The sequence below is a fragment of the Cedecea sp. VD22 genome (assembly GCF_037150195.1).
Lineage (GTDB): Bacteria > Pseudomonadota > Gammaproteobacteria > Enterobacterales > Enterobacteriaceae > Cedecea.
The window spans coordinates 135,493-160,368 of record NZ_JBBCPX010000004.1 but is presented as its reverse complement, the minus strand read 5'-3'; the positions used below and the strand labels follow the sequence as shown (position 1 = coordinate 160,368).

Sequence of the window (24,876 nt, the reverse complement as noted above, 5' to 3'; positions counted from 1 at the left end):
ACGGAGGCCTGACTCAGGCATGAACAAACTCTTTAAGCTTACGGCTATCGCCAGCCTGCTGTTCGTGGCAGGCAGTGCCCTGGCCCTGGACAACATTACCCGTGCTGACCAAATTCCTCAGTTAAAGGAAGAAGCTCAGCACGCTACGGTGAGTGAGCGTGTGACCTCGCGTTTTACGCGCTCGCATTACCGCCAGTTCGATCTGGATGCCAATTTCTCGGCAAAAATCTTTGACCGCTACCTGAACTTGCTGGATTACAGCCATAACGTGCTGTTAGCCAGCGACGTCGCCCAGTTCGCTGCGAAGAAAGGGCAGATCGGCGACGAGCTGCGTAGCGGTAAGCTCGATGTTTTTTACGACCTCTACAATCTGGGTCAGAAGCGCCGTTTTGAACGCTACCAGTACGCCCTGAAGGTGCTGGCGAAGCCGATGGATTTCACCGGTAATGACACCATCAATCTGGATCGCAGCAAGGCGCCGTGGCCAACGAGCGTCGATGAGCTGGATAAGCTCTGGGATGCGAAAGTTAAATACGACGAGCTGAGCCTGAAGCTGACCGGTAAAACCGAGCAGGAAATTCGTGAAACCCTGACCAAGCGCTATCAGTTTGCGATCCGCCGTCTGGCGCAAAGTAACAGCGAAGATGTGTTCTCGCTGGCGATGACCGCGTTTGCTCATGAGATTGACCCGCATACGAACTATCTCTCTCCGCGCAGCACCGAACAGTTCAACACCGAAATGAGCCTGTCTTTAGAAGGCATCGGAGCGGTGCTGCAAATGGACGATGATTATACGCTGATCAACTCCATGGTTGCCGGTGGTCCGGCGGCGAAGAGCAAGGCCATCACCGTCGGCGATCGTATTGTTGGCGTAGGCCAAACGGGTAAACCGATGGTTGACGTGATCGGCTGGCGTCTGGACGACGTTGTGGCGCTGATTAAAGGGCCAAAAGGCAGCAAAGTTCGCCTTGAAATCCTGCCAGCGGGCAAAGGCACCAAGACGCGTACCGTGACGCTGACCCGCGAACGTATTCGTCTCGAAGACCGCGCGGTTAAGATGTCTGTGAAGACAGTTGGCAAAGACAAAGTCGGCGTGCTGGATATTCCTGGCTTCTACGTTGGCCTCACTGATGATGTGAAGGTTCAGCTGCAGAAGCTGGAAAAACAGAACGTGAAGAGCGTAATTATCGATCTGCGTTCTAACGGCGGCGGGGCGCTGACTGAAGCGGTGTCCCTGTCCGGTCTGTTTATTCCTAGTGGCCCGGTCGTTCAGGTCCGCGACAACAACGGTAAAGTCCGTGAAGATAGCGATACCGACGGCGTGGTCTACTACAAAGGGCCGCTGGTGGTGCTGGTTGACCGCTTTAGCGCCTCGGCATCTGAAATCTTTGCGGCGGCGATGCAGGATTATGGCCGCGCGCTGATTGTCGGCGAGCCGACCTTCGGGAAAGGCACCGTGCAGCAGTACCGTTCGCTGAATCGCATTTACGATCAGATGCTGCGTCCGGAATGGCCTGCGCTGGGCTCTGTTCAGTACACCATTCAGAAGTTCTACCGCATCAACGGCGGCAGCACCCAGCGGAAAGGTGTGACGCCGGACATCATGATGCCAACCGGGACCGAGCAAACTGAGACCGGCGAGAAGTTCGAAGACAACGCGTTGCCGTGGGACAGCATCAACGCAGCGACCTATGTGAAAACCGGTGACCTTACGCCGTTCGAACCTGAGTTGCTGAAGCTGCATCAGGATCGCATCGCCAAAGACCCTGAATTCCAGTACATCATGAAGGACATTGCTCGCTTCAATGCCCTGAAGGAAAAACGTAACGCTGTTTCTCTGAATTATGCGGTACGTGAAAAAGAGAATCAGGAAGACGACGCGACGCGTCTGGCCAGAATCAACGATCGCTTTAAGCGGGAAGGGAAAGCGCCGCTTAAGAAACTCGACGATTTGCCGAAGGACTACCAGGAGCCCGATCCGTATCTCGACGAGACGGTACATATTGCCATCGATCTTGCCGGTATGGAGCAAGACAGGCCGGCTGAACAACCGGCGGCGAAATAACCTCCCTGATGGGCACCCAAGCGGTGCCCATTTTTTTGCCTGTCTTCGTGATGTAAGATAAATGCATACAAAATGTAAAGTTATGTATTATTAACCACTTGGGCGGGGCGGATGCTTGAAAATAGGCGGCGCGCCCCTACGATGTGTGGGAGCGCAAAGAGCGTGTTTTTAACCGAGGTAAAAAGAAAATTATGATGCGTATCGGGCTTTTCCTGTTGACCAACCTTGCGGTAATGGTCGTTTTCGGGCTGGTGCTAAGCCTGACGGGGATCCAGTCGAGCAGCGTTCAGGGTCTGATGATCATGGCGGTGCTGTTTGGCTTTGGCGGCTCTTTTATTTCCCTGCTGATGTCAAAATGGATGGCATTGCGTTCAGTAGGCGGTGAGGTGATTGAGCAACCTCGTAATGAAACTGAGCACTGGTTGATGGAAACCGTGCGTCGGCAGTCACAGCAGGCGGGTATCGCCATGCCGCAGGTTGCGATTTACCATGCGCCAGACATCAATGCTTTCGCCACCGGAGCGCGCCGTGACGCCTCTCTGGTTGCGGTCAGCACAGGTCTGCTGCAAAACATGAGTCGTGACGAAGCGGAAGCGGTTATCGCGCATGAAATCAGCCACATCGCCAATGGCGATATGGTCACCATGACGCTAATTCAGGGCGTGGTGAACACCTTCGTTATCTTTATCTCCCGTATCATCGCCCAGGTCGCTTCCGGCTTCCTGTCCGGGAACCGTGATGATAACGAAAGCAGCAACGGCAACCCGCTGATTTACTTTGCGGTGGCGACGGTGCTTGAACTGGTGTTTGGCATTCTGGCAAGCATCATCACCATGTGGTTCTCACGCCATCGTGAATTCCATGCCGACGCGGGTTCCGCGAAGCTTGTGGGCCGCGAGAAGATGATTGCTGCGCTGCAGCGCCTGAAAACCAGCTACGAGCCGCAGGAAGCCAGCAGCATGATGGCGTTTTGCATCAACGGTAAGGCTAAGTCAATGAGCGAACTGTTCATGACGCACCCACCGCTGGATAAACGTATCGAAGCGCTGCGCAGCGGTGAATACCTGAAGTAACCGGAAGGTTGAAGTGAAAAGCGTGCCCACGTGGCACGCTTTTTTTATGCCTGAGCCCGAGGCTGGGACATTCGCAACCCGCTGACAACGGCGGCAATGGTGGCAAATATGCCTGCAAGAATCAGCGAGGCATGTGTTCCACTGTTACCAAACAAGTTAAACATTAGCGCGACCAGTGCAGCCCCACAGCTTTGCCCGAGCAGGCGAGCTGTCCCCAGCATTCCGCTTGCCCCTCCGCTGCGATGGCGGGGTGCCGAGGAGATAATGGTGTGGTTATTCGGGGACTGGAAGAGGCCGAATCCTGCCCCACACAACACCATACGCCAGATAATATTCAGGTCGGACGGATCGTGCGGGAGCATGGCCAAAGCAAACAGGCCGCAGGCCATCACTAAAAGCCCTACGGCGCCCATCAGGCCGGCATGAACACGTTCGATAAGATAACCGGCCAGCGGGGCCATCACCATCGTTGCCAGCGGCCACGGCGTTAACAGCAGACCGGTTTCAACCTCACTGCGGCCCAGGACGGTTTGCAAGAAAAAGGGCAGTGAAACCAGCGCCAGCATTTGAGCGCCGAACGAACATATTGATGTGCCAATAGACAGCGAAAAAATCGGGATTCGCAGCAGGTCTACCGGCAGCAGAGGGAACGGCAAGGTAAGCTGGCGACGGATGAAGAAATAGCCAATCACGACAAGCGCAACCAGCTCACCGATAATGACTGACCCCGGCTGGCCCTGTGAAAAACCACCGATCGCTGAAATCAGCAGACCGAAGGTGAGGGCATTCATCACCGCACTCGGGATATCAAAACGCTGCCCCTGGGATTTTTGCTGATTTGGAGGTAAATAGCGCAGCGCCAGAATCAGCGAAACGATGCCAATCGGCACATTGATTAAAAACAGCCACTGCCAGGAGGCCACCGAAAGAATCGCGGCGGCAACGGTGGGACCTGCCGCGGAGGAGACGGCAACGATAAATGAATTGACCCCCATCCCACGACCAAGAAAACGTTGAGGATAAATGAGGCGTATCAAGGCGGTATTTACGCTCATCAGCGCCGCACCGCCAAAGCCTTGCAGTACGCGGGCAAAGGTGAGCATCGGCAATGAAGTTGAGACGGCACAAAACAGTGAGGTCAGGCAGAACAGGACCAGACCGCATTGATAGATACGGCGGTAGCCAAAAATATCGCCAAGAAACGAAAGCGACAGCAGCGAGACAATAATCGCTATTTGATAAGCGTTAACCACCCAAATAGATTCCGCCGGGCTGGCATTCAAATCGTGGGCAATGGTAGGCAGGGCAACGTTAGCAATAGCGCCGTCCAGCACGGCCATCATAATGCCGAGCGCGATGGTGAAAATGGCGCCATAACGCTGGGGCGTAGGCAAGCCGTCGGACACTGATTTATCCATACTTTGAAAAGGCTGTCTGAAGTCGTTAGGAGGGTAATGATTTTATCATTAATTAATCTCGCTGATGCCGCAGATTTGTAACGAATCAGCAGGCTTTGATTGCGACACTCACGGGGCATCAATATACTAAAAAGCAGTTCTGATTTTTATAAAACAATAACCCCCGAGGTGATGTATGGCACTCTCAGACTCCGACAAACAGCCCGATGCAGTCTCTTCCGTGCTGAAAGTTTTCGGCATCCTGCAGGCGCTTGGGGAAGAAAAAGAGATTGGGATAACCGAACTTTCTCAGCGCGTGATGATGTCCAAGAGTACCGTGTATCGCTTTTTGCAGACCATGAAGTCCCTGGGCTATGTCTCTCAGGAAGGCGAGTTAGAGAAATATGCGCTGACGCTGAAGCTTTTTGAGCTTGGTAGCGGCGCCCTGCAGAACGCTGATCTTGTCCGCAGTGCAGATATACAGATGCGAGAGCTCTCCCGCCGAACCAAAGAGGCGATTCACCTCGGGGCGCTGGACGACAGCAGTATTGTCTATATCCATAAAATTGACTCGCTCTATAATTTACGCATGTATTCCCGCGTAGGGCGTCGGAATCCTTTGTACAGCACAGCAATAGGCAAGGTTTTGCTGGCCTGGCGACCGCGCGAGGAGATTCTGGATATTCTCTCTGACGTAGAATATGTCCGCAGCACGGAACGCACTATTGTCAGTACTGAAGCGCTTCTCCCGGTGCTTGATCTGGTGCGTGAGCAGGGGTACGGCGAAGATAACGAAGAACAGGAAGAAGGCATTCGCTGCGTGGCGGTACCGGTGTTTGATCGTTTTGGTACTGTCATCGCGGGAATGAGTATTTCATTTCCAACGCTTCGCTATTCGGATGAGGGACTGTCTGAATACGTTAGTCTTCTTCATCAGGCTGCGCGTGCGCTGTCAGAGCAAATGGGCTATCACCACTCTCCTTTCTGATTTTGTTAAAGTGGGCCGCGCAGAACACGCGGCCCTTTAGATCTAACCATTATCAATCGGCGTGTCGACCTTACGCAGCAGTGGGCAGTTGGTCAGGCCAATAATTCCACTGTCGGTATGAATAAACTGTGCTGTCACGGTATTACGTGCCGTCAGGTACTTGCATTGCAATCCCAGTCCGGCCGCATTTTCTTTGCTGCCAATCAAAACGCCATAGCCTGAAAGCAACAGGCCAATCCAGATGATGGCAATAACAATGATGGTACGAATAATCGCTCGCATACTGACCTCAAACATCAATCCAATCCTGCATCAACCTTACTCTGAATAATTGACGTCACAATCTGATGATTCTGAAATGAAAAAGCAGGAAACGTTACTTATGGTTTAGTTGGTTAGTGTTAAATTAGCGAAATTCTATGGTCAAGAGGTGGCGATGTAGTGAGAAAGTACAGATGGGTGATCGTTCTGGTGATTGTTGTTACCTGCCTGCTGCTATGGACTCAAATGATAAATGTGATGTGCGACCAGGATGTGCAATTTTTCAGCGGCATTTGTACCATTAATAAATTTATCCCCTGGTAGTGATTTGTCTCTCTCTGCCTCAGGTGTAGAATGCGTTTTTTTTGAGGTGGTAAGATGAACGAACTGGGTGTTAGTGCTTTAAGTATCATGCCGCTGGCAATCTCGCTGGTGACGTTGATTGTCGGTCTTGTCCTGTGGTTTTTTGTCAATCGTTCCAGCAGCCGTGCAAACGAGCAGATTGCGCTGCTTGAAGAGCTGGTCGATTTACAGAAACGTCAAAATGCCCTGCTGCGTCGCCTGTGCGAAGCCAACGAACCCGAGCCGGAACACAAACCGACTGCGAAGGCTGAAGAAGAAAATGACGATGACTTTGTTCGTCTGGTAGCGGAACGCTAATCAGGCTGGAGGTGGGATGAGCTGGAAAAAACCCTGGTACAATCCGCAGTTATCCCACCATCTACCTGATGGGTTTTGTAACGCTGAGCCTGCAGTCCGGCAACCTGGCGACGTCCAAAGGTGGCGGCAGGAGCGCAAAGCGCAGAAGCTGCCGCATCCTCCCGGTGAAGGTTATTCCGCGTTTATTAAACGCTGGTGGCAACAGGCCGATCTGAGCGGCAGCGATGACCGCATATGGTGGCTGGGCCATGCCAGCCTGTTATTGCGGCTTAATGGTCATTTTTTGCTGACCGATCCGGTATTTTCCCGTCGAGCTTCCCCGGTTTCTTTTGCCGGTCCTGCCCGGCGAACCGAAGTCCCGCTCGACGTTAACCAGTTGCCTCGACTTGATGCGGTACTCATCTCCCATAACCACTACGACCATCTGGACAAAAAAACTGTCCGTCGCTTGATCAAGCGTTTTCCCGACGTGCATTTTTTTGTGCCCCTGGGCTTGAAAGCATGGTTCAGCCAGCGCGGCATTGAACAGGTAACAGAGCTGGACTGGTGGCAAAGCTTTAACTGGTGCGGCATGGTTTTCACCGCCGTGCCTGCCCGGCACTGGAGTATGCGAACGTTTTGGGATCGAAACCGTTCGCTCTGGTGCGGCTGGGTTGTGGAGCAGGGGAATTTGCGCTTCTGGTTCAGCGGTGATTCGGGTTATACCCCGTCTCTGGCGGAGATCGCAAAACGGCTGGGTCCATTTGACATGGCTGCATTGCCGATCGGGGCCTATGAGCCTCGCTGGTTTATGGGCGATCATCATATGGATCCGCAACAGGCGGTGACTTTATGGCAAGCAATCGGCAAGCCTGAGACAATTCCTATCCACTGGGGAGTATTTGAACTGGCCGATGAGTCTCTCGATAAACCACCGCAGGAATTGCTGGCGGCCCTGCGTGAGAAAGGGGAAAGCGATGATCTGTTTTCACCGCTGCGTATTGGTCAAAGTTTGCCCCTAACAAAAAATAAGAATTAATTATTATTGCCCGTGCAGAGAGCTTTATTTCTATTTGGCTAAATTAACGCCTGATAATCATGCTTTAAATTTCATCGAAACGTTTTTATTGCCTTATCCTGGGGCAAAGTGTCATTAAACTTTCATTATTTTGGTGCAGAATACATGGTCTGTTGTACAGGCTTTATTCGGTGGACATAAAAAATACAGGGATGAAATCCGGGTATTGAACGCGATGACTGGCTTTAGGTTGATTTGTGCATAGGTATGCATAAAAAATCATAAAGATATATCCTTCAAAAAGGATTTTATTGTTCATGTGTCTGGACGAAAAGTGCACTTTACGCTAAGGTTCAGAAGTTGTCGGAATGTTGTTAAAACACAATCTGTTGCGACAATCTTGTGTAGTGAAAATATATATCAAAAAGCGCGGATTACTTTCCCAAAGTAATCGTGTAATTTTCTGAGTCTGTGCGGCAGATCGACACATGCTTAAAAATGGCTTGCCATTGTTTACGTTGTGTGTGATAACACGTTGGGTTAAACGAGGTACAGTTCTGTTTATGTGTGGCATTTTCAGTAAAGAAGACCTGAGTAAACACGTTGTCGTTGAATACCGCTTCTCTGCCGAGCCTTATATTAGTGCCTCATGCAGTAATGTCTCTGTTTTATCTAAGTTATGCCTGCGGGCGAAGAATACAATCTAAGGAATTTGCAAAATGGCAAAGATTAAAGGTCAAGTTAAGTGGTTCAACGAGTCTAAAGGTTTTGGTTTCATTACTCCAGCAGACGGCAGCAAAGATGTATTCGTACACTTCTCTGCAATCCAGGGTAACGGCTTCAAAACTCTGGCTGAAGGCCAGAACGTTGAATTCGAAATCCAGGACGGCCAGAAAGGCCCTGCTGCAGTTAACGTGACTGCCATCTAATTCTTCTGGATTAGAGCTCAGGCGCGAATAACGCCGAATTGAGATAAAAGCCCCGTTTCGACGGGGCTTTTTCATTTCTGTCGCTAATCTACTGTTTTTCAAGCTATTAACAAATTGAATCATTTGTTGCCTCTTGTTGCAAAGCTGCGAAGGTTTTAGCACTGTTCTCCCGGCAAAATGTCTGGGATCTGGTTAAATCTTTCAATCGCTTAGGCTCCTCAAGGAATAGTTGTGAAGAAGGGTGTCCCCGTATTAACCGGTAATTTTATCCAGTGGCGTTTTGGGCTTCTGTGTGTGGCCATCACCGGGAGTTTGGTGTTCCTGCTCGGACGTATTGCCTGGCTGCAAATTATCTCCCCGGATAACCTGGTTAAACAGGAGGATATGCGTTCCCTGCGCGAGGAACCGATTGAGGTGCCCCGTGGGATGATCGAAGATCGCAACGGAAAACCGCTGGCGGTCAGCGTGCCGGTCGAGGCTGTGTGGGCCGATCCGAAAACGGTTATGGATAAGGGCGGCGTACTGGTTAACAGCCGCTGGCAGGCGCTGGCCTCGGCGCTGCACGTCCCTTTGAGCGAGATTGCCGCGCGTATTCACAGCAACGAGCGCGGCCGTTTTATCTACCTTGCGCGCCAGCTGGATCCCCAGCAGGCACAATACATCGACAAACTAAATATCCCTGGTATTGCGCTGCGCGATGAATCTCGCCGCTTTTATCCCGCAGGCCGGGTTGGGGCAAACCTGATCGGCTTCACCAACATTGACGATCAGGGCATTGAAGGGATCGAGAAAAGCTTTAACCAGCAGCTGACCGGTAAAGAAGGTGAGCGTCTGGTGCGTAAAGACCGTTACGGCCATGTTGTCGAGAATATTACTGAGAACCCTGCCAGCCCCGCGCATAATATCCAGCTCAGCATCGATGAACGGCTGCAAACTGTGACGGAAGATGCGCTCAGCAACGCCGTGTCCTGGAACAAAGCCGAGTCAGGCGCCGCGGTGGTCATTGATGTGCAGACCGGTGAAGTTCTGGCGATGGCAAACTACCCGACTTTTAATCCGAACAACCGTGATGACGCAAAGCTCGATGATTTCCGTAACCGTGCGATAAGCGACACCTTCGAACCCGGTTCGACCGTAAAACCGATGGTGGTAATGACCGCGCTGCAGCAGGGAATTGTCCGGCCTGACAGCGTTATTGATACTCATCCATTTACACTGGACGGGCACCACATTCGTGACGTGGGGTATTACCCGCAGCTCACCCTGACAGGTGTGCTACAAAAATCGAGCGATACCGGCGTGTCCCGTCTTTCACTGGCGATGCCGATTCAGAATATTTGGGACACTTATCATAAATTTGGCTTTGGCGTCCCCACCGCAATCGGCCTGACGGGGGAAAGCCGCGGCCTGTTGCCGGTGCGCCAGCGCTGGGGAGAACTGGATCGCGCCACTTTCGCATTTGGCTATGGCCTGATGGTGACCCCGCTGCAGCTGGCTCACGTTTACGCCACGATAGGTAGCTTTGGTATTTCCCGTCCGCTGTCCATCACCCGCGTTGATCCGCCGGTGGAAGGGACAAGGGTGATGCCGGAAGAAATCGTGCATGAAGTGGAACATATGATGGAGAGCGTGGCGCTGCCCGGCGGCGGGGGCGTTAAGGCAGCAGTTCATGGCTACCGTGTGGCGGTGAAAACGGGCACAGCCAAAAAGATCGGTCCTGATGGCAAATATATAGATCAGTACATTGCCTACACGGCTGGCGTGGCGCCGGCCAGTAATCCTCGCTATGCGCTGGTGGTGGTGATTAACGATCCTTCCAACGGGAAGTACTACGGCGGTGCGGTTTCTGCCCCTGTTTTCAGCCAAATCATGGGGGATGTTTTACGTCTGGAAAATATTGAGCCGGACGGGCTACCCGCCGGAGACAACAGCATTATGGTGCTGAACAAAATGGAGAATGACCGCGCCGCCATGTAGCGGTTTGGCAAAAGGGGCGCTAAAATTGCGCCCTTTGTTGTTTCCGGAGTTTTTTATGTCCTGGCTTTGCCCACTCTGCCATTCCGTGCTCAGCGCCAGCGCGAACAGCTATCGTTGCCCTCAGGGCCATCAATTTGATATTGCCAAAGAAGGCTACGTTAATTTGCTGCCCGTTCAGCATAAACGTTCGAAAGACCCGGGTGACAGCGCGGAAATGATGCAGGCTCGCCGGGCATTCCTCGACGCCGGACATTATCAGCCTCTACGCGATACCGTTTGCCAGCTGTTAAAAGAGATAGCGCCCTCGGCGCTATTGGATATTGGCTGTGGGGAAGGGTATTACACGGCGGGATTTGCATCGGTTGTGGCAGATAACGGGGGTGAAACCTGGGGGCTGGACGTTTCAAAAGTTGCGATTCGCTACGCCGCCAAACGCTACCGTGAAGTTAAATTTTGTGTAGCATCCAGCCACCGCCTGCCGTTTGCCGACGAGAGTATGGACTCGATTGTGCGCATTTTTGCTCCCTGCAAGGGCGAAGAGCTTGCCCGGGTCGTGAAGCGTGGCGGCGTAGTGGTGACAGCCACGCCTGGCCCACGCCATTTGATGCAGCTAAAAGGGCTGATTTATCAGGATATTGTCTTGCACAGTGAAGAGGTTGAATCTATGCCGGGCTTTACGCTGCAGCAGACGCTTCAGCCTGGCTGGATGATGAACCTGCGTGGGGATGAGGCTGCCGCTCTGCTGCAAATGACGCCGTTCGCCTGGCGCGCCCGCCCCGAAGTCTGGGACGGGCTGAAAACAGAAACGGCATTTAGCTGTGAAACTGACTTTGTGGTGCGGGTCTGGCAGCGCGATTGATCAGTTAAAAGGGGCGAAGTGGCTGTACATGATCTGGCAGCCGATGCCTATCAGCACGATACCGCCGAGGATCTCGGCGCGTTTGCCTAGCATAGGCCCGATAAAGCGGCCGACCATTATCCCCAGCGTGGACATAATCGCAGTAGCGCAGCCGATGGCTAGCGCAGTCTGAATAATATTGACCTGCAGGAAGGCAAGCCCAACGCCTACGGCCATTGCATCAAGACTGGTGGCAATCGCGGTGGTCACCAGCAGCCAAAAACCGTGGCGATGAATTTTAGGCGCATCTTCCTGAGCCGCCCCGCGGAAGCCTTCCAGCACCATACGCCCGCCGAGGAACACCAGCAGAATAAAGGCCACCCAATGGTTCCATTCCAGCACAACTTTGCTCGCCAGCAGGCCAAGGCCCCAGCCGATAAGCGGAGTAATGGCTTCAATGACGCCAAAGATCAAACCGGTACGGAGGGCTTCTGAGAATTTAGGTTTGTGCAGAGTGGCACCTTTGCCGATGGAAGCGGCGAAAGCGTCCATGGACATGCCGAAAGCAAGCAGGATTGTTGCGGAGAGATTCATCGTTACGCCTCAGTTGGGAATATCCATATACACGCAAACCATCCCCAACTTTACGATGGCGCGTGCCTATGGTCTCGCCTACTCAGAACTCTGAGGCGTACATGCCACGTTAATCTCAGGAGCGGATATAACGAGTATGTTGACATGTACATTTCTGCCTGTGGCAGAAATCGGCTACTCCCCAACGACGGGCGCAACCTTAACATATTTTTTTAAATTAAAACAATCTTTGAATTCTATTTTTCTGATCATTTATTGATAACGATTTTCGTTTTAATGAGACATGCAATGTAAAGGTTAAAATAAAGCCATATAAATCTTATGAAATAGCAAAGGCTATGTTTCAATTGATGAACAATAGCCCACCAATATAGACATTGCTATATGTGTAACTTACTGAGTTGAAACCATTAGTTTGTAAATTCTTTCGAGGTCATCAATATTCTTTACGCGAATCAATAAGCGCCGCTGTTCTAATTGCATCACCAGCACGCCATCTTCCGATAAATTCATTTCTTTAATGCGGTTATATTCCACCCAAACATTGGCGAAGAAAAAACCATGACTTTTGAAGACGATCTTCGGTTGCCTGAACCATGAAAGATAAATGGCCATTAGCGCCAGAGCAGATAATAACCATGTGGTTAGCGGGGTACCGTGCGAGGTCACGTTGTTATAGATAAGAATGCCGACAAGAAAGACAAAGATGGCGCTGTCCACGCGATTACGGCGAAGCAGGGGGATTTTGAGCAGGGTTTTGCCCTTTAGTTTGTCCATCACAAACTCATCGTAAACGGCAAAAGCCAGCAGCAACGCGATAAACACAACCAGCACGACATCCGTTAACGTCATGAAACCTCCCCTTAAAGATAAAAAAAACGGGGGCTGAATGCCCCCGTTTGTCAGAACAAATTACAGACCCAGCAGGCCAATAGCGTAACCCACAATGCCGATCACAAAGAAGCCCATAATGATCCACAGCGCGTTGACTTTTTTGCGTAGCAGCCACATACAGGCAAAGGTCAGCAGCAGCGGTACCAGGCCCGGCATCAGCTGGTCGAGGATCGTTTGCACGGTGGTCACTTTAACGGCCCCGGTCTGGTCGGTAATTTTTGACACCACCAGCGGGATGTTAACGTGCGTCCATTTGTTAACTAACGCCCCCATGACAAAGAGGCCGAGAATAGACGCCCCTTCCGTCAGTTTTTGCAGGAAGCCGCCGCCCATATCCTTAACGATATCGACGCCTTTACGGTAGCCATAGGCCACGCCATAGTAGCGGGTCAGCAGGCGCACCGCGTTGAACAGAATAAAGAACAGCAGCGGGCCAAGCAGGCTACCGCTCATGGCGATACCGGCGCCCAGGGCAGCAAAGACCGGGCGGACGGTACCCCAGAAGATAGGGTCGCCTACGCCGGCCAGCGGCCCCATCAGGCCAACTTTGATGCCGTTAATCGCACCGTCATCAATTTCAGCGCCGTTAGCACGCTGCTCTTCCATTGCCAGCGTGACGCCAAGTACCGGGGCGGCAACGTAAGGGTGGGTGTTAAAGAATTCCAGATGGCGCTTGATAGCCTGGCGACGGGCGTCGTTGTTTTCCGGGTACAGGCGTTTGATAACCGGCACCATACAGAAGCAGAAGCCTAACGCCTGCATACGTTCGAAGTTCCATGAGCCCTGGAACAGGTTAGAACGCAGGAATACGCCACGGATATCACTCTGGGTGATTTTCTTCTCAGTCGTTAATTTAGTGGAATCAACCATTTCGCTCACCTGTTAGTCCAGTTCGTTATCAAGATCGTTCGCGGCAGCAGCCTGAGCCGGAGCACCCGCGCTACGGTTATATTTCGGGCTGAGCTGAATGTAGAGAATGGCCATCACTGCGCCAATCACGCCCAGTGCCACCAGGTTGAAGTTGGTGAACGCTGCGGTAACGAAACCGAGGTAGAAGAACGGCATCAGGTAGCCCGCGCGCATCATGTTGATGACCATCGCGTAACCGACCACCACAATCATGCCGCCGGCGATGTTCAGGCCGCTGGTTACCACTTCAGGAATGGCGTTCAGCATGTTCTGAACTTCACTGGTGCCTACGGAGATGGCGACGATAACCGCTGGAATAGCGATACGCATTGCCTGCAGGAACAGGGACGAGACGTGGATCCAGGAAAGCGCCGTCAGGTTGCCGTTATTGGCCGCCTTATCCGCCGCGTGCTGGAAGCCCACGGTAATAGTACGCACGATAATGGTCAGCACCTGGCCCGCAGCCGCCAGTGGAATAGCCAGCGCGATACCGGCCCCGATGCTTTGGTGCCCGGCGATAACCAGGATGGTTGAGATAATTGAGGCGAGGGCGGCATCCGGGGCCACGGCGGCACCGATATTCATCCAGCCCAGGGCGATCATTTCCAGCGTACCGCCGATGATGATGCCGGTTTTCATGTCGCCGAGAACGGCACCGATTAACGTACAGGCGATAAGCGGACGGTGGAACTGAAATTCATCGAGCACCGACTCCATACCGGCGATACAGGCTACGACAAACACCAGCACAATCTGAAGAGTGGTAATCTCCATTGTACTTCTCCTATTGACGATGACTTATGTGTGAAATCTGAGCAATATTATTAGTGATGACAATCATTTAACTTTCGCGATCAGATCCATCATTTTCAGTTTTTGATCGGTAGACACTTTCCGCGCTTCAAGCTCAATACCGCGGTCGTTCAGTTTTTTGAAGGCCTCAATATCTTTCTCATCTACGGAAATGGCGTTGTTAACCTGGGTTTTGCCCTGGCGGAAAGCCATGCCGCCGATGTTGACGGAGGTGATTTTTACGCCACCCTCAACAATGCGCTCAACGTCGGTTGGGTTGGTGAACAGGAGCATGACGCGTTCACCCGCGTATTTGGGGTTGTTGTAAACGCGGATCATTTTTGCGACATCCACCACGTGGGCGGTGACGCCCGGCGGTGCGACCTGGGTCAGCAGCGTTTTGCGAACGGTGTCTGCCGCCACTTCATCACTGACGACGATAATGCGGGTAACGTTGGTTTCTTTCGTCCAGCGGGTGGCGACCTGGCCATGAATTAAACGGTCATCAATACGCGCGAGACCGATGTTCATGTAATCGTTTGGCCCCATCGGTTTGGCTGGCGCAGCGGCTTTCGGCGCGGCGGCAACGGGGGCCGGTGCGGCTTTTTCAATCGGCTTAGCTTTCAGCGCTTTCACGCCTTCGCGGCCCGTTTCAACGGCGTGGGCAACCAGATCGTCGAAGGTGGGATTGTCGTCCCGCGACATCAGGGTTTCGACCAGCATCGGGATATTAACCCCGGCGACCACTTCGTAATGTTCCTTATCCACAACGATACGGCTTGCCGCATTGAATGGACTGCCACCCCAGGTATCCACGAGGAATAGCACGCCTTTGCTGGTGTCCAGTTTCTCCAGCTGAGCGTTATATTTCTCGATCAGGGTTTCAGCATTTTCACCCGGGACGAAATCTATCCAGCCAACGTTCTCTTGTTCGCCTAATAGCATTTCGGCGGTTTTCAGCAATTGTTCCGCTGCCCAGCCATGTGTGCCTATGACAATAGCAATAGTCACTTGCTACCTCCTGTTTTTGTCATTACAACACCCCTCGAAGGGTGCGGTGGTGTATCGGGATCGTTTCAGCGAATCGATTCAGATAACACGTTCAAGAAAGAACAAACCATTTGCCGGAATTATTTTAGACAGTGAAAAAATAATTTATGTGATGAAGATCCGTAATTTAACGTTGCCGTGATTTCATGGCATTACGCTGTAAAATATGGTCAGCATAAGTTGCAAAAAAATTGCAAAGTCAGGTAAATCTTTGCCAAGCCCTGGTTTACTTTGATAATGTTAGCGTCCGATTCACTTTCAGGAGTAGCGGGCAGTAGCCCACCCTATGGACCGTCACCGACGTCTTTTCACTGCCGGGATGCCTAAATCCCACCCTCTCAGCGGCATTTTATGCCCGCAAATACGATTAACCAGCCGCTTTGCGTCCGTAACCTACGGAATGCCGACTTGCTGTGCCCTTAACGGGAGTCTGACATGGAACTGTTAATGGACCCGCAAATCTGGGCCGGTTTACTCACGCTTGTTGTGCTGGAAATCGTACTGGGTATTGATAACCTGGTGTTTATCGCCATTCTTGCGGATAAACTTCCGCCTAAGCAGCGGGATAAGGCTCGATTGATTGGCCTGTCGTTGGCGCTGATTATGCGCCTGGCACTGCTGTCGCTGATTTCGTGGCTGGTCACGCTAACTGCGCCGCTGTTCAGCATCGCGGATTTCACCTTCTCAGGCCGTGACCTGATTATGCTGGTGGGCGGTATCTTCCTGCTGTTTAAAGCGACCACGGAACTGCACGAACGCCTTGAAAACCGTCAGCATGATGACGGCCACGGTAAGGGCTATGCCAGCTTCTGGGTGGTGGTGCTGCAGATTGTGGTGCTGGATGCCGTCTTCTCGCTGGATGCGGTGATTACCGCCGTGGGGATGGTCAACCATCTGCCGGTGATGATGGCTGCGGTCATCATTGCGATGGGCGTCATGCTGCTTGCCTCCAAACCGCTAACCAACTTTGTTAACCAACACCCGACGGTGGTGGTGCTCTGCCTGAGCTTCCTGTTGATGATTGGTTTGAGTCTGGTGGCAGAAGGCTTTGGTTTCCACATTCCAAAAGGCTACCTGTACGCGGCCATTGGTTTCTCGATCATCATCGAGCTGTTTAACCAGATCGCGCGTCGTAACTTTATTCGTCATCAGTCGCGCCAGCCTCTGCGAGCGCGTACTGCCGATGCGATTCTGCGCATGATGAGTGGTAAGCGTCAGGAACGTGTACAAAGCAGCGAAGACAGCAAAGCCATGACGCCAATTGAGGCGGAATCCTTTGCGGAAGAAGAGCGCTATATGATTAACGGCGTGCTGACGCTGGCTTCGCGCTCATTGCGCAGCATTATGACACCGCGTGGTGAGATTTCGTGGGTTGATGCGATGAAGAGCGTGCCGGAGATCCGCGAACAGCTGCTTGCCTCTCCGCACAGCTTGTTCCCGGTGTGCCGGGGCGAACTGGATGAAATTATTGGCGTAGTACGAGCGAAAGAGCTGCTGGTTGCCCTGGACGAAGGCGTTGACGTGGCGGCGATTGCCGCGCAGTCACCGGCGATTGTTGTGCCGGAAACGCTGGACCCAATCAACCTGCTTGGCGTGCTGCGTCGTGCTCGCGGCAGCTTCGTTATCGTTAACAACGAATTTGGCGTGGTGCAGGGCCTGGTCACGCCGCTGGACGTCCTGGAAGCGATTGCCGGTGAATTCCCGGATGCGGATGAAACGCCTGAAATCGTTCGTGACGGTGACGGCTGGCTGGTGAAAGGCTCAACGGACCTGCATGCGCTGCAGCAGCGCCTGGACATCCATCGCCTGGTGCACAGCGAAGAAGATATTGCTTCTATCGCCGGCCTGGTGATTGCGGTGAATGGTCATATTCCTAAAGTCGGGGACGTGATCGAAGTCGCGCCGCTGCGTATTCAGATAGTCGAAGCCAACGATTATCGCGTCGATTTAGTTCGTGTGGAAAAAGAACGCTCTCCACACGAGGACGAAGAAGAGTAAGTCAGCGCATAGGGAAGGCCGGGATAGCCCGGTCTTCATGGCGAGGGGGCGGCGGCGTGTTGCCCTCGAGCCAGTGAGAGAAATCTCTCAGCGGCATAGGTTTGGCGTACAAAAAGCCCTGCAGCACATCGACACCGTTACGACGTAAATATTCTGCCTGCTCTTGCGTTTCCACCCCTTCAGCCACCAAATCGATCCCCAGCCTTTGCCCAAGGGCGATAATAATGTCCGTCACCGTCGAGTTCACCGCATCAGTCCCGATGGCGGCGGTGAAGGATTTATCGATTTTCAGCACATTGGGATTCAGCGTTTCAAGATAAGCCAGCGAGCTGTGGCCGGTGCCGAAATCATCAATGGCGAGGTCGATACCGAGCCTGTGTAGCTCCCGAACGACGCCGTGATCCATTGGGGGCAGGGCATTTCGTTCGGTGAGTTCCAGCGTCAACTTTTGCTTAGGCGTGGCCGGGAACCAATAACGTTTCAGGTCTCGAATAATTGCGCCGTCGTGGAAGTGGCTGGGGGCAACGTTAAGGCCGATATGAAACCCGGGCGTTTTGGGGAAGATCTCCAGGTGACGCACGGTTTCATCCAGCACAAAGCGCGTGAGTGGCGCAATTTGCTGCTGCTGTTCCGCGAGGGGGATAAACACTTCAGGCGAAATCCAGCCCTGTCTTGGGTTATTCCAGCGCAGCAGCAGCTCTACGCCAACGCACTCTAAGTTTCGGGCGCTGACCAGCGGCTGGCAGAAGACTTCAAATTCCCGGGCGGCGAGGCCGAGGTTGATCTCCCAGGAGAAGCTCATTCGGTTGGCGGTCGCAAGCCAGGCAATATAGCCCACCAGCAGGCTGAGTAATAAAGCCAGTGGAAGCTGGGCCGGTAAATTTTGCAGCGTTAACTGGTCGGCAGAAGGGCCAATGGCAGTAATAGAATAAGGGTAAAGCTTAGATACTGTCTGTTTAGATACATCATCTCCGTTTGTTTCTATCTTCCCCAGCAGACCGGCACCGTATTCAAGATGATCGTCGCCGACGTTCAGTACCGCTCGCGTTACCCAGGGATGCTCCGGTTTAAGCAGTAGGCTGGTTAACATCTGAATATTAATAATCTGCATGACGCCATCGTGTGGCTGCCCCTGCAGCGGTCGCCAGAAAATCAGCACCGGTGTGCCTTTTAACAATGAGCTGTCGCGGGATAAAAACAGCAGCGGCTCATCCGAAGGCAGGCGAGTATGGAGCTGATGAATACCCATGTTGCGGCTGCCGTAAATACTGGAGCAGTACAGCACGCCATCTTTGATTAAACCAATGGCGCGTACCGTTTGCATTTTGGCGGCGTGTTCACGAATTTTTAATTGGGCGTCGTCGCAGGAGGTCCCGATAAGCTGCATAATATCGTCGCTGACCGTATTCAGCGGAGCGAGGAGAGTATCGAGTGTGGTAATGATTCGCTGATTAAACTGGACGACGCGTTGTTCGTTAAGATTTCGCTCCACCGCATATCTGACGCTAAGCGTAACGATTAAAACTAAAATGGCGAGTACAGCGCAGACAATAACTCGCCTGCGGCGATAGTCAGAAATAATCCGCTGTGCCGTTTGCATCCCTGTTTCCCTGTTTCTCGCCGCAAGCAATGAGGCGTAACGTTATCATCAAAGTGTAGCGGGATATCAGAGCGCGAAAAAAATAAAAAAAGATAAGATAAAAAAACACCGCATAAGCGGTGTTCTATATTATTCATGCCGCTGACGTCAGCTCTTACGAGGCGGAGTATTGGTCTCCTTTTTCCCTCTTATCTGGCAACCTATTCAGCCTTATTCCCGGCCTTGCTTCGATGGTCACCGCCAAAACCGGGGACATCTTCAGAAAATCGCGCACTCCTCGCATCTCGCTCGTAGCCCTGTGATTCGCCCAGGACACCATACAGCTCAGGCCGACGGCCGTGGATCCACCTGCGGCCGGTAGACATCGGCAGCAACTCCAGATCGAGGTCGGCGTACACGATCGTATCCTCAAAGGAACCCGTTTCGGTAACGATCCTGCCGTAGGGATCAATAACCATGGCATTTCCTGTCCGAACCTCTCCGTTATCCAGGCCGACGCCATTACTGAACAGAATGAAAAAGCCATTATCATGCGCGCGAGAAGGTAGCCAGCGCATCAGCCAGCCCCGGCCGCTGTCCCCGCGCAAGGCTTCCTCCAGCGTTTGCGGGTCGTTATGTCTGTTTTCCCAGAGGCTGGGGGAAATAGGTTTCATGCCGAAGGGACTTCGCGAATGGGTTCCTCCAGTCTGGTGTGGAGCGATAAGAACATCGGCGCCCAACAGGGCCGTAATGCGCGCATTTTCCACGAGATTATTATCCCAGCAGATAAGCACCCCGACACGCACTCCCCACGGCGTGTCAAAAACAGTAAAACTGTTGCCGGAGGAAATATCAGGGTGTTCAAACGCGTGGAGCTTCCTGTGCACATGCCGCGTGCCATCCGGCATGCAGATGGCGTAGGCATTATACAGGCGTTCGTCGCTGCTCTTTTCAATGAACCCGGCGCCAATAGCCATCTGGTATTTTTCTGCAAGTGCGGCGACCCGGGCTAATGATGCGCTCTCGTCAGCCCGCTCAGACAACGCATTCAGCGCCTGGCGGCTGAGATCCGGCACATGCCAGTATCCGGTAATGCACATTTCAGGGAAGGCCAGAATCTTTACCTCCTCCTGGGCGGCCTGAATAATAAATTTCTCCATCACCGATAAATTGTACTGTTTATCTCCCGCCCGATGGCAGAACTGCACTGTGGCAGTACGAATAGTGGTATCCATTTTTCACTCCTTATTTAACGATTCGGAGGCTATTCCATCAGAGAGCACGTTCGCGTGTATAATCACGATTTCGCCCCATACGATAACCAGACGGAATGGATATAAAACTGCTGCGCGCTTTCGTTACCCTCTCACAGTCAGGGTCGTATCATTCAGCCGCTGAAACACTGTGCGTCACGCAACCTGCACTGATCAAACAGATCCAGACGCTGGAGTTTCTTTCCGGCATCACGCTATTTCAGCGAGGTCGCCACGGGGCAAGGCTGACCGTGGCAGGAGAGCTGCTGCTCCCAGGAGCCGCTGCGGTACTCGAACGCCACGATCTTTTCTGTTCCGAAGTGGCCGATATTCAGAAAGGGCGGGCGGGGAAACTGACCATGGGCTTTGGGATCTCGTCCTTCCAGTTGGCCCCGCGGCAGGTGGCTGTTTTTCGCAGCCAGTTTCCAGATGTGCAGGTATCCCTGAATGATATGTCCTCTGCAGAACAGTTTCGGCAGCTAATGGAGGGCAGTCTTCAGGTTGGGTTTGTGCGATTGCCTGCGCCTGCACAGCTGGAAAGTCGAATCCTGGCGGAAGAGCGGCTGGTTCTTGCCGTGGCTCAGGCGCCTAATACGGAAACAGCTGCGGCAACAGAGTTGCTGCAAATGAGCCAACTGCTGCAGCTATCCCGCAATCGGGGAGAAGGGCTGTCGGCACAGGCAGCGCGTTTTCTCTCAGGCAATAATCTCGCTCCCCGTACCGTTTCAGCGGCAGATGATATTCAGACCTTGCTGGCGCTGGTTGCCGCCGGAGAGGGCGTGGCATTACTGCCGGCGGGGGTAAGCCATATTCTGCCAGCCGGAGTCAGGCTTGTGGCACTTGAAGGTGAACATACCACCTGGCAAACGGGCATAGCCTGGAATGCTCAGTTAAACGATCCTGTGCGAGATCGCTTCCTGCAGATGGTGACCAGCTAATTGAATTTTAGATATTGAATGTCGGGGAAAGAACAAGCGGATGCTCAGTAAAACGATGTGAGCGGGAAATACCTTACGGTACTCCCCGCTCATTTTATAACGAACGCGGCTTAGCGTTTAAGCCGCGTTTCTTGGTTACGGCTTAATCGCACTGAACCTTAATAGCCAGCCCGCCTCGCGATGTTTCGCGGTATTTGGCGTTCATGTCTTTACCGGTTTCGTACATGGTCTCAATGACCTTATCGAGCGAAACGCGCGGGGCGCTGGTACGACGCATCGCCATACGGGTGGCGTTAATAGCCTTCACTGAGGCAATCGCATTCCGCTCGATACAAGGCACCTGAACCTGGCCGGCAACCGGGTCACAGGTCAGGCCGAGGTTATGTTCCATACCGATTTCCGCCGCAACGCAAACCTGTTCCGGGCTTGCGCCCAGAATTTCAGCCAGGCCCGCCGCCGCCATCGAACAGGCAACGCCGACTTCACCCTGGCAGCCTACTTCAGCGCCAGAAATAGAGGCGTTCATTTTGTACAGTACGCCAATAGCGCCGGAGGCCAGGAAGTAGCGAATCCAGGTGTCCGGCGTGACCGGCTCGATAAAGTGGTCGTAGTAGGCCAGCACCGCAGGTACGATCCCGCAGGCACCGTTGGTTGGCGCGGTGACAACGCGGCCACCTGCGGCGTTTTCTTCGTTCACCGCCAGGGCAAACATGTTCACCCAGTCAACCACGTTCATTGGATCGTTGGACAGCTTATCGCTGGACACCAGCATCCGGCGCAGGGCAGAGGCGCGGCGCGGCACGCGCAGCGGGCCAGGCAGCACGCCTTCGGTATTCATCCCGCGATCGATACAGGCGCGCATGGTTTGCCAGATATTGGCGAAGTACTCTTCGATTTCCTCGCGGCTATGCAGCGCCAGTTCGTTCTGCATTACCATGCCGGACACGGAAAGCCCGGTGTCCTTGCAGTGCTGCAGCATTTCCTGTGCGGAATGGAATGGATAAGGCACGGTGACTTCGCTAGCCGCATCTTTACCAAAGTGTTCTTCGTCGACGATGAAGCCGCCGCCGATGGAATAATAGGTTTTGCTGTAGATCTCTTTGTCGCCGTTATAGGCGTGGATCTGCATGCCGTTTTCATGCAGCGGCAGGTTGTCGCTGCGAAAACGCATGCCGTTATCCTGCGGGAAATCGACCTCATGACGACCCTGAGCAATTAGCAGACGACCGCGGGTTTCCACGTCGCGAATAAAAGCCGGAATAGCGTCGATATCGACGTTATCCGGCTGGTTGCCGGCCAGTCCCATAATAATCGCGATATCGGTGTGGTGGCCTTTCCCCGTCAGGGAAAGAGAACCGTAAACGTCCACCGCGATGCGGGTGGTACTGTCCAGCAGTCCCTGTTCGATCAGTGCGTCGACAAACTGTTTCCCGGCCTTCATTGGCCCGACGGTATGGGAGCTGGAAGGCCCGATGCCGACTTTGAACATGTCGAATATGCTAATCACTCTAAAACTCCTCTGATAGCACCCTGTTTCATGGAACATGATGCTTTGAAATGGCTAAGCGCTAGTTTAAAAATTTATTGGTTCCACCAGGAAACTATTCACATGAATTAAACTAATGCTTAACCATAAATCACCTAATAGCAGATGATTTATGGTCTTTCTGTTGCTTAAATATAGCCATTTTCAGCGTTTTAAAGTGTCGCCTGGATCGCTATCTACCTGTAAGGAGAGTTCGCGAATAATCCCCGCCGTCATCCCCCAGACAAAATAGCGTTGATACCAGGAAAGCCAGACGCGATGCGCGTAGCCGCGGCGATGGATATCTAACGGATGGTAGCGCCCAAGGCTCAGCGCCTCGGCGAGCGGCATTTCAAATACCGCAGAAACTTCATCTTCACTGGCGCGCCAGGGCAAATCAGGGGGAATGATGCCGACAATCGGCGTGACCTGGAAACCCGTCACGCTGTCCACCGGCGGGAGCGTGCCGATAACCTCGACGGATTCTGGTGGAATGGCGACTTCTTCCTGGGCTTCCCGCAGCGCGGCGGCTATCAGCGAACTGTCGGTGTCGTCTACCGCTCCACCGGGGAAGGCCACCTGGCCTGCATGTTTGCGCAGCATCAGCGAGCGCTGGGTGAGTAAAAGCCCCGGCTGAGGGCGCCGCACAATGGGTACCAGCACCGCCGCCTGACGTTTGTTGCTGACCGGCCCGCTGTCCGCCGGGCGTAACAGTTGAAACCGGGTAAGGAAATCATTCAGCGTCAGGGACGAACCAGGCATGCATTAATTCTCCAGTAAGGGCAGGATACGATTAACTTTATCAAAAGTTTCCTGATATTCCGCCGCCTCGTGACTGTCGGCAACGATCCCACCGCCGGCAGAGCAATATAATTTCCCGCCTTCGGCAGTGAGCGTACGGATGGTGATGCTGGTATCCATTTTTCCGCAGAAGCTAATGTAGCCGATACTGCCACACCATGCGTTACGCCTTTGAGGCTCAAGCTCTTCAATAATTTCCATTGCCCGCACTTTGGGGGCACCGGTGATTGAACCTCCGGGGAAAGTGGCACGCAGGAGATCGCAGGCGCTAAGCGTCTCAGGCAGCCTGGCGGTAATCGTGCTCACCAGGTGATGCACCGCAGGGAAAGGCTCCACCACAAACAGCTCTGGCACTTTGACGCTGCCCGGCACCGCAACGCGGCCAATGTCGTTGCGCAGCAAATCAACAATCATCAGATTTTCAGCGCGATCTTTTGGCGAGTTCGCCAGGCGTTCAGCTTGCGCTGCGTCGGCCTGCGGATCGGCAAGACGAGGCAGCGTGCCTTTAATCGGGCGGGTTTGAATCTGCTTGTCTTCGAGCTGAACAAACCGCTCCGGGGAAAGGCTAAGAATACAGCTGTCCGGCAGCCGCAGAAAAGCGCTGAACGGCGCGCGGTTCGCCTGATTCAGCGTTTCGAAAGCCTGCCATTCATCCCCTTCATAGCGGGCGTGGAACCGCTGAGCCAGGTTAACCTGGTAGCAGTCTCCGCTGCTGAGATAAGCCTGGATCTGGCGGAACTTCTCGCCGTACGTTTCGCGGGACATATTGGACTGCCACTGGCTGGTCAGCCGGAAAGGCTGAACATTTTGCCGGGGCGAGAGTGCATTCAGCCAGGCCAGACGAGCTTCAATGTCTCCCCTGCAAACCAGCGTCAGACGCTGCAGATGATGGTCTGCAATCAGCGCCCAGTCATAAATGCCGACGGCCATGTCCGGCGTGGTTAAATCCTGTTCTGCCGTCGCGGGGATTTTCTCAAAGCGGCGGCCCAGATCGTAGCTAAATAGCCCCAGCGCGCCGCCGCAGAACGGAATATCGCTAGTGGGCGTGGTGGCAAGGCCACAGCTGTCCAGCGTTTGCTGTAACAGTTCAAGCGGGCATTCGTTGTGTTGTGATGAAAGCCCGTGGCGTTCAATCACGGTTTCCTGGCCGCGTGTGACCAGTGTTGCAAGCGGGCTGGCAACCATAATATCAAAACGGTTATGCGGATGGTCGGCAAAGCCAGAGTGAAGCAGCATGGCCCAGGGCTGAGTGGAAACCGAGCGGAAATAGTGCTGAACGGCATCGGCCTGCCAGCTGAGTTCGCGAAAAACGGGGGAGGTTGTAACATTCATCTTGGTAGCATCGTCAGGAGCAGAGT

General features: G+C 53.3%; 24 protein-coding genes and 1 riboswitch. Of the genes, 12 read left to right on the top strand and 12 right to left on the bottom strand.

What is annotated here, in order from left to right:
• The first annotated feature begins 19 nt into the window (after positions 1–19).
• Both prc and htpX read left to right on the top strand, forming a co-directional pair.
• A complete protein-coding gene (gene prc, locus WFK85_RS10925; protein WP_008454005.1) occupies positions 20–2,065 on the top strand; it encodes a carboxy terminal-processing peptidase in 2,046 nt (681 codons plus the stop codon).
• Positions 2,066–2,256: 191 nt separating this feature from the next.
• Positions 2,257–3,138 (top strand): protease HtpX, encoded by an 882-nt coding sequence (gene htpX / locus WFK85_RS10920; RefSeq protein ID WP_008454007.1) that lies wholly within the window; start codon positions 2,257–2,259, stop codon positions 3,136–3,138.
• A gap of 44 nt (positions 3,139–3,182) precedes the next feature.
• Here htpX and WFK85_RS10915 read toward each other — a convergent pair whose 3' ends face one another.
• Positions 3,183–4,556, bottom strand: coding sequence for a DHA2 family efflux MFS transporter permease subunit (locus WFK85_RS10915; RefSeq protein ID WP_166991863.1), 1,374 nt, complete (start codon positions 4,554–4,556; stop codon positions 3,183–3,185).
• Between the two features lie 175 nt (positions 4,557–4,731).
• Here WFK85_RS10915 and kdgR point away from each other — a divergent pair, with 175 nt between their 5' ends.
• Positions 4,732–5,523, top strand: coding sequence for a DNA-binding transcriptional regulator KdgR (gene kdgR / locus WFK85_RS10910; protein WP_336708189.1), 792 nt, complete (start codon positions 4,732–4,734; stop codon positions 5,521–5,523).
• A 42-nt stretch (positions 5,524–5,565) separates the two neighbouring features.
• On the opposite strand, the gene WFK85_RS10905 is transcribed toward kdgR, so the two are convergent.
• Complete coding sequence (locus tag WFK85_RS10905; RefSeq protein WP_008454013.1) at positions 5,566–5,805, bottom strand: YobH family protein; 240 nt, start codon at positions 5,803–5,805, stop codon at positions 5,566–5,568.
• 159 nt (positions 5,806–5,964) lie between these two features.
• Between WFK85_RS10905 and mgrB the strand changes: the two genes are divergently transcribed.
• The 7 genes from mgrB to rlmA all read left to right on the top strand — a co-directional run bounded on the left by mgrB (position 5,965) and on the right by rlmA (position 11,206).
• Positions 5,965–6,108 (top strand): PhoP/PhoQ regulator MgrB, encoded by a 144-nt coding sequence (mgrB, locus tag WFK85_RS10900; protein ID WP_008454016.1) that lies wholly within the window; start codon positions 5,965–5,967, stop codon positions 6,106–6,108.
• Between the two features lie 54 nt (positions 6,109–6,162).
• Positions 6,163–6,444, top strand: a complete 282-nt coding sequence (locus tag WFK85_RS10895) for a YebO family protein (protein WP_008454018.1) — start codon at positions 6,163–6,165, stop codon at positions 6,442–6,444.
• A 16-nt stretch (positions 6,445–6,460) separates the two neighbouring features.
• Positions 6,461–7,462: an MBL fold metallo-hydrolase gene (locus tag WFK85_RS10890; protein WP_336708186.1), complete on the top strand. Its 1,002-nt coding sequence runs from the start codon at positions 6,461–6,463 to the stop codon at positions 7,460–7,462.
• 542 nt (positions 7,463–8,004) lie between these two features.
• Positions 8,005–8,148 (top strand): DUF2627 domain-containing protein, encoded by a 144-nt coding sequence (locus WFK85_RS10885; RefSeq protein WP_008454022.1) that lies wholly within the window; start codon positions 8,005–8,007, stop codon positions 8,146–8,148.
• A gap of 12 nt (positions 8,149–8,160) precedes the next feature.
• Positions 8,161–8,370: a transcription antiterminator/RNA stability regulator CspE gene (gene cspE, locus WFK85_RS10880; RefSeq protein ID WP_001062678.1), complete on the top strand. Its 210-nt coding sequence runs from the start codon at positions 8,161–8,163 to the stop codon at positions 8,368–8,370.
• Positions 8,371–8,601: 231 nt separating this feature from the next.
• On the top strand, positions 8,602–10,347 hold the full coding sequence (gene ftsI / locus WFK85_RS10875) for a peptidoglycan glycosyltransferase FtsI (protein WP_166991869.1): 1,746 nt from the start codon (positions 8,602–8,604) through the stop codon (positions 10,345–10,347).
• A gap of 55 nt (positions 10,348–10,402) precedes the next feature.
• A complete protein-coding gene (rlmA, locus tag WFK85_RS10870) occupies positions 10,403–11,206 on the top strand; it encodes a 23S rRNA (guanine(745)-N(1))-methyltransferase (RefSeq protein WP_008454027.1) in 804 nt (267 codons plus the stop codon).
• Here the strand turns inward: rlmA and mntP are convergent, their stop codons facing one another.
• From mntP to manX, 5 genes are all read right to left on the bottom strand, one after another.
• Positions 11,207–11,779 carry a manganese efflux pump MntP gene (gene mntP / locus WFK85_RS10865; RefSeq protein ID WP_008454030.1) on the bottom strand — a complete coding sequence of 191 codons (573 nt, stop codon included), beginning with the start codon at positions 11,777–11,779 and terminating at the stop codon, positions 11,207–11,209. It lies immediately after the preceding gene.
• A 6-nt stretch (positions 11,780–11,785) separates the two neighbouring features.
• Positions 11,786–11,974, bottom strand: a riboswitch (yybP-ykoY riboswitch).
• Positions 11,975–12,172: 198 nt separating this feature from the next.
• Positions 12,173–12,631, bottom strand: coding sequence for a DUF986 family protein (locus WFK85_RS10860; protein ID WP_336708175.1), 459 nt, complete (start codon positions 12,629–12,631; stop codon positions 12,173–12,175).
• A 60-nt stretch (positions 12,632–12,691) separates the two neighbouring features.
• The gene (locus tag WFK85_RS10855) at positions 12,692–13,543 is read right to left on the bottom strand and encodes a PTS mannose transporter subunit IID (protein WP_008454033.1); all 852 of its coding nucleotides are present in this window, start codon (positions 13,541–13,543) and stop codon (positions 12,692–12,694) included.
• A gap of 12 nt (positions 13,544–13,555) precedes the next feature.
• Entirely contained in the window at positions 13,556–14,356 is an 801-nt protein-coding gene (locus WFK85_RS10850) for a PTS mannose/fructose/sorbose transporter subunit IIC (RefSeq protein WP_008454035.1), read from the bottom strand.
• A 63-nt stretch (positions 14,357–14,419) separates the two neighbouring features.
• A complete protein-coding gene (gene manX, locus WFK85_RS10845) occupies positions 14,420–15,385 on the bottom strand; it encodes a PTS mannose transporter subunit IIAB (protein ID WP_008454037.1) in 966 nt (321 codons plus the stop codon).
• Positions 15,386–15,859: 474 nt separating this feature from the next.
• On the opposite strand from manX, the gene yoaE reads away from it, so the two are divergent.
• Complete coding sequence (gene yoaE / locus WFK85_RS10840) at positions 15,860–17,422, top strand: CNNM family cation transport protein YoaE (protein WP_008454039.1); 1,563 nt, start codon at positions 15,860–15,862, stop codon at positions 17,420–17,422.
• Position 17,423: 1 nt separating this feature from the next.
• On the opposite strand, the gene WFK85_RS10835 is transcribed toward yoaE, so the two are convergent.
• A complete protein-coding gene (locus WFK85_RS10835) occupies positions 17,424–19,022 on the bottom strand; it encodes an EAL domain-containing protein (protein ID WP_166991875.1) in 1,599 nt (532 codons plus the stop codon).
• 200 nt (positions 19,023–19,222) lie between these two features.
• Positions 19,223–20,236 carry a nitrilase family protein gene (locus WFK85_RS10830; RefSeq protein WP_336708171.1) on the bottom strand — a complete coding sequence of 338 codons (1,014 nt, stop codon included), beginning with the start codon at positions 20,234–20,236 and terminating at the stop codon, positions 19,223–19,225.
• A 95-nt stretch (positions 20,237–20,331) separates the two neighbouring features.
• Between WFK85_RS10830 and WFK85_RS10825 the strand changes: the two genes are divergently transcribed.
• On the top strand, positions 20,332–21,192 hold the full coding sequence (locus WFK85_RS10825) for a LysR family transcriptional regulator (protein WP_336708169.1): 861 nt from the start codon (positions 20,332–20,334) through the stop codon (positions 21,190–21,192).
• Between the two features lie 142 nt (positions 21,193–21,334).
• Here the strand turns inward: WFK85_RS10825 and sdaA are convergent, their stop codons facing one another.
• The 3 genes from sdaA to pabB form a co-directional block, all read right to left on the bottom strand.
• On the bottom strand, positions 21,335–22,699 hold the full coding sequence (gene sdaA, locus WFK85_RS10820; protein ID WP_336708168.1) for an L-serine ammonia-lyase: 1,365 nt from the start codon (positions 22,697–22,699) through the stop codon (positions 21,335–21,337).
• Positions 22,700–22,882: 183 nt separating this feature from the next.
• Positions 22,883–23,479 (bottom strand): CoA pyrophosphatase, encoded by a 597-nt coding sequence (locus WFK85_RS10815; protein WP_336708167.1) that lies wholly within the window; start codon positions 23,477–23,479, stop codon positions 22,883–22,885.
• Between the two features lie 3 nt (positions 23,480–23,482).
• The gene (pabB, locus tag WFK85_RS10810) at positions 23,483–24,850 is read right to left on the bottom strand and encodes an aminodeoxychorismate synthase component 1 (RefSeq protein ID WP_336708166.1); all 1,368 of its coding nucleotides are present in this window, start codon (positions 24,848–24,850) and stop codon (positions 23,483–23,485) included.
• Between the last annotated feature and the right edge of the window lie 26 nt (positions 24,851–24,876).